General features: G+C 56.2%; 6 protein-coding genes. 4 read left to right on the top strand and 2 right to left on the bottom strand.

The features are described from left to right. Nucleotides 1–242, bottom strand: a 242-nt coding sequence (locus tag WBM93_RS00670) for an SDR family NAD(P)-dependent oxidoreductase (RefSeq protein ID WP_424427147.1), incomplete at its 3' end; no start/stop codon positions are given. Between the two features lie 2 nt (nt 243–244). After that, nucleotides 245–1,768, bottom strand: a complete 1,524-nt coding sequence (gene purF / locus WBM93_RS00675; protein WP_424427149.1) for an amidophosphoribosyltransferase — start codon at nt 1,766–1,768, stop codon at nt 245–247. A gap of 177 nt (nt 1,769–1,945) precedes the next feature. On the opposite strand from purF, the gene hisI reads away from it, so the two are divergent. From hisI to WBM93_RS00695, 4 genes are all read left to right on the top strand, one after another. Further along, nucleotides 1,946–2,317: a phosphoribosyl-AMP cyclohydrolase gene (hisI, locus tag WBM93_RS00680; RefSeq protein ID WP_424427151.1), complete on the top strand. Its 372-nt coding sequence runs from the start codon at nt 1,946–1,948 to the stop codon at nt 2,315–2,317. Next, nucleotides 2,314–2,838, top strand: coding sequence for a hypothetical protein (locus tag WBM93_RS00685; RefSeq protein ID WP_424427153.1), 525 nt, complete (start codon nt 2,314–2,316; stop codon nt 2,836–2,838). Before hisI ends, WBM93_RS00685 begins: the two co-directional genes overlap by 4 nt. A 37-nt stretch (nt 2,839–2,875) precedes the next feature. Beyond that, nucleotides 2,876–3,313, top strand: a complete 438-nt coding sequence (locus WBM93_RS00690; RefSeq protein WP_424427155.1) for a MerR family transcriptional regulator — start codon at nt 2,876–2,878, stop codon at nt 3,311–3,313. Between the two features lie 54 nt (nt 3,314–3,367). Continuing rightward, a partial coding sequence (locus tag WBM93_RS00695) for an acyl-CoA dehydrogenase family protein (protein ID WP_424427157.1) occupies nt 3,368–4,279 on the top strand: 912 nt, incomplete at its 3' end.

The following is a 4,279-nucleotide window of genomic DNA, read 5'->3' on the forward strand; positions in this document are numbered from 1 at the left end:
TCCCAGCGGCTGGATATCGCGGTGGCCAGACGTCCGATACTGTCGCCATCGGTCAGATCGAGCGGAGCAATGGTTGCATTGCCACCGGCCTCGTGGATTTGCTCCTCGATCTTTTCCAGGTCGTCCGCGCTGCGCGCGGTAATCACGACATGGGCGCCTTCCTTGGCCAATGCCAAAGCCGTCGCCGCACCGATGCCGCGGCTTGCGCCGGTTACGAGCGCCAGTTGACCTTCAAATTTCATTGTCAGTTCGCCGTTTGTTTCAGACGCGGCAAATCGCCAGACGGCTCATCGTCGCGACCCGATTGGGATGAATCCATGCGTTCGTTGAGCATGGAAAGCTGGTCCGGTTCTTCCTCGCCATCGCGGTCGGTGAGAACGGTTGGATAGGCACCGGTAAAACAGGCATCACAATATTGCGGCTGGATATCATGACGGGTTTCTTCACCCGTTGCGCGGTAGAGGCCATCAATGGAAACGAAAGCCAGGCTGTCCGCCTGAATGAATTCCCGCATTTCCTCGACGGATTTCTGGGCCGCGAGCAGCTTTTCCCGCTTGGGCGTGTTCACACCGTAGAAGCAGCTGTGCATCGTCGGCGGGCTGGCGATCCGCATATGGACTTCCGCGGCGCCCGCTTCGCGCATCATCTGGACAATTTTCAGGCTGGTCGTCCCGCGCACGATCGAATCGTCGACCAGCACGATTTTCTTGCCATTGACCAGCGGGCGGTTGGCGTTGTGCTTGAGCTTGACGCCGAGATGCCGGACACCGTCGCTTGGCTGGATGAACGTCCGACCGACATAATGCGACCGGATGATACCCAGTTCAAAGGGGATTCCCGATTGTTCTGAAAAGCCGAGTGCCGCCGGTGTGCCACTGTCCGGGACCGGGATGACATAATCTGCAGAGACCGGGCTCTCGATTGCCAGCTGCGCGCCGATTCCCTTGCGCACGCTGTAAACCGAACTGCCGTCGACGATCGAATCGGGGCGGGAAAAATAGACATGCTCGAAAATACAGGGCCGGGCCTGGGCGTTGGCGAAGGGATGATGGGAACGCAGTTCGCCGTTGGCGACCACGATAAGCTCGCCGGGCTCCACGCTGCGGACATATTCTGCACCGACCAGATCGAGCGCAACGGTTTCTGACGCAAAAACATAGGCTTCGCCGATGCGTCCCATGACCAGCGGGCGGATGCCCAGCGGATCGCGGCAGGCAATCATGCCTTCGGCGGTCATGCAGATCAGCGAATAGGCGCCTTCGACCTGTTTCAGCGCGTCGATAAACTTGTCGAGCAATGTGCGATATTTCGAGGTCGCAACCAGATGGATGATAACCTCGGTATCGCTGGTTGACTGGAAAATCGAACCATGGCGCACCAGTTCGTCTCGCAATGCCAAAGCATTGGAAATATTGCCATTATGGGCAATAGCGAAGCCGCCGGAAGCAAGGTCCGCCTCGAGTGGCTGGATATTCCGTAACGTGCCTGCGCCGGTGGTCGAATAGCGGACATGGCCGCAGGCCGAATCGCCGCGCAGCCGATGGATGATTTCTTCGCTGTCGAAATTGCCAGCAACCGGGCCAAGCGCGCGATGGCTGTAAAATTCCTTGCCATTCCGGCAGGTGATGCCCGCCGCTTCCTGACCGCGATGCTGAAGTGCATGCAGGCCGAGCGCGACCATCGCGGCCGCGTCCTCGATACCAGCTATGCCAAAAACGCCGCACTCTTCCCGCAGCTTGTCATCTTCAAACGGGTGGGTTGTCAGCATATCTCACCTGGCTGCTAAAAGGTCGGGCGCGGGATGTCAGGCATATAGGTTTGAAACTGGGCTTTGTCTGCCCCCAATGTCATAAAATCATCATATCGGGTTGATGGGCAGAAAGCTTCGGGAGCAATAGCGCCATTAGCCGTTGCGCATATCCCGATCGGGTCTTAATTCACGGCTATGACCGATAGAGAAAATGATCCCGAAACCGGAACTATATTACAGCCGAAATATGATTCGAATGGCCTGATCACAGCGGTTGTCACCGATGTTTCGTCAGGAGATATATTGATGCTGGCGTTTATGAATGCCGAAGCGTTGCAACTGACGCAGGATAGCGGCGTCGCCCATTTCTATTCCCGTAGTCGCCAATGCCTTTGGAAAAAGGGCGAGACCTCGGGCAATATATTGTCGGTGACCGAGATGCGGATTGATTGCGACCAGGACGCCCTGTGGATCAAGGCCATGCCGGCGGGGCCGGCTTGTCATACCGGCCAGACAAGCTGCTTCTATCGCAAAATCGTCGCCGGGAAGCTGGAGCCGGTCACGTGAACCGCATCATAGTGCTGTTTCTTGCACTTTTGCTGGCTGGCTGTGGCCTGGCGCAATCCGATCCTGAAATAACCGACGTGGAGATATCTTCGCTGGAACAGGCTGCGATTGATGCCGGCGTAATACCCGATGTCCGCAACGTCACCCTCTCTGGCGCGTTTGAACGGCAAAGCGATCTTGGAACGGACAGTTTTTGCGCGGTGGGCAATGACGAAAATGGCTATCAGGTCGGGATGATCGCGGTGTTCGGGCCGGACAGCAAATGCGAGGGTCTGGGCGAGGCCGAGCGCGATGGCGAGAACGTCCGGATAACTCTCGACAGCGAAGAAAAATGCAGCTTTACCGCGCGGTTTGACGGCGTTGAACTGAAACTGCCAGGTGGTCTACCAGAGAGCTGCGCAAGCTATTGCAGCCCGCGCGCGGGTTTTGCCGGAGTCAGCTTCTATCTGATCGGGGAGGGGGATGCGGTGGCCCGTTCCACCAGTGGCCGTGATTTCGACAATTTGTGCCCCGCTCCTTAGTCTTGACGTTTACGTTAGCGTAAGCTATGAAGCGGGCATGTCGCAATCGCCAAATCATGCTGAAATTGATACGCCCGACCTGAAAAACCGGGAGGCCTATACCATATCCGACTTGTCGGAAGAATTTGGCGTAACCGCCCGGGCCCTGCGATTTTATGAAGACGAGGGGCTAATTGCCCCGCACCGCAAGGGACTCTCGCGCATATATACCAAACGTGACCGGGCGCGGCTTGCCTGGATCATGCGGGCAAAAAATGTTGGTTTCAGCCTGGTCGAAATTCGCGAGATGATCGATCTTTATGACGTTGGTGACGGGCGCAAAACACAGATGCAGGTCACCGTCGAAAAATGTCAGGAAAAGGTCGATACGCTGAAGAAGCAGCGCGCCGACATCGACAGTTCGATCAAGGAACTGACCGGTTTTATAAGGACTGTGCAAGACGCCATGGCGGACGCAAAAGCACAGCGTCGATAGAGGATAGACGCCGGTACCATCCGGCAGCCCCATTTGAGCAGAAAGTATTATATCATGCCCAGTTACACCGCACCGATCGGCGAAGTCCGGTTCATTCTCAACGAAGTTCTCAATCTGGAAAAATATACCAATATCTCCGGCTTTGAAAATGCGACGCCGGAAATGGTCGATGCTATCCTGACCGAAGCCGGAAAATTTTCGACGGAAGTTCTCCACCCGCTCAATCAATCCGGCGACGAGGAGGGATGCACCCGCCATGAAGATGGCTCGGTAACTACGCCGAAGGGTTTCAAGGAAGCTTATCAGCAGCTTGCAGACGGTGGCTGGACGACATTGTCGGCGCCCGAAGAATTTGGTGGTCAGGGATTGCCACGTGTGGTCGGCAATGCCGTCATGGAATTCATGGTTTCGGCCAATCAGGCGCTGGAAATGTACACCGGCCTGACCCAGGGCGCTATTGCATCGATCCTCACCGAAGGTAGCGAAGAGCAAAAGCAAACCTACGCGACCCAGATGATTTCCGGCAAATGGACCGGGACAATGAACCTGACCGAAGCGCATTGTGGAACAGATCTGGGGCTGATCCGGACCAAGGCTGAACCTATGCCCGGTGGCAGCTACGCGATCACCGGCCAGAAGATTTTCATCTCTGCCGGCGAGCACGACATGGCTGAAAATATCATTCACCTTGTACTGGCGAAGACTCCGGATGCACCGGATAGTTCCAAGGGCATCTCGCTCTTCATCGTACCAAAATTTCTGGTCAATGATGACGGATCGCTGGGCGAGCGCAATGGCGTGAGCTGTGGATCGATTGAAGAAAAAATGGGCATTCACGGCAATTCGACCTGTGTGATGAATTATGACGGCGCGACCGGCTATATGGTTGGCGAAGAGAATAAAGGGCTGCGCGCCATGTTCATCATGATGAACGCTGCGCGTCTCGGCGTTGGCTTGCAGGGTCTG

This window comes from Parasphingorhabdus sp. (assembly GCF_049667325.1).
Lineage (GTDB): Bacteria > Pseudomonadota > Alphaproteobacteria > Sphingomonadales > Sphingomonadaceae > Parasphingorhabdus.

Bases quoted from the DNA above. Each gene is read 5' to 3' on its own strand.
- hisI (WP_424427151.1), top strand. From the start codon at position 1,946: ATGACCGATAGAGAAAATGATCCCGAAACCGGAACTATATTACAGCCG.
- purF (WP_424427149.1), bottom strand. From the start codon at position 1,768: ATGCTGACAACCCACCCGTTTGAAGATGACAAGCTGCGGGAAGAGTGC.
- WBM93_RS00690 (WP_424427155.1), top strand. From the start codon at position 2,876: ATGTCGCAATCGCCAAATCATGCTGAAATTGATACGCCCGACCTGAAA.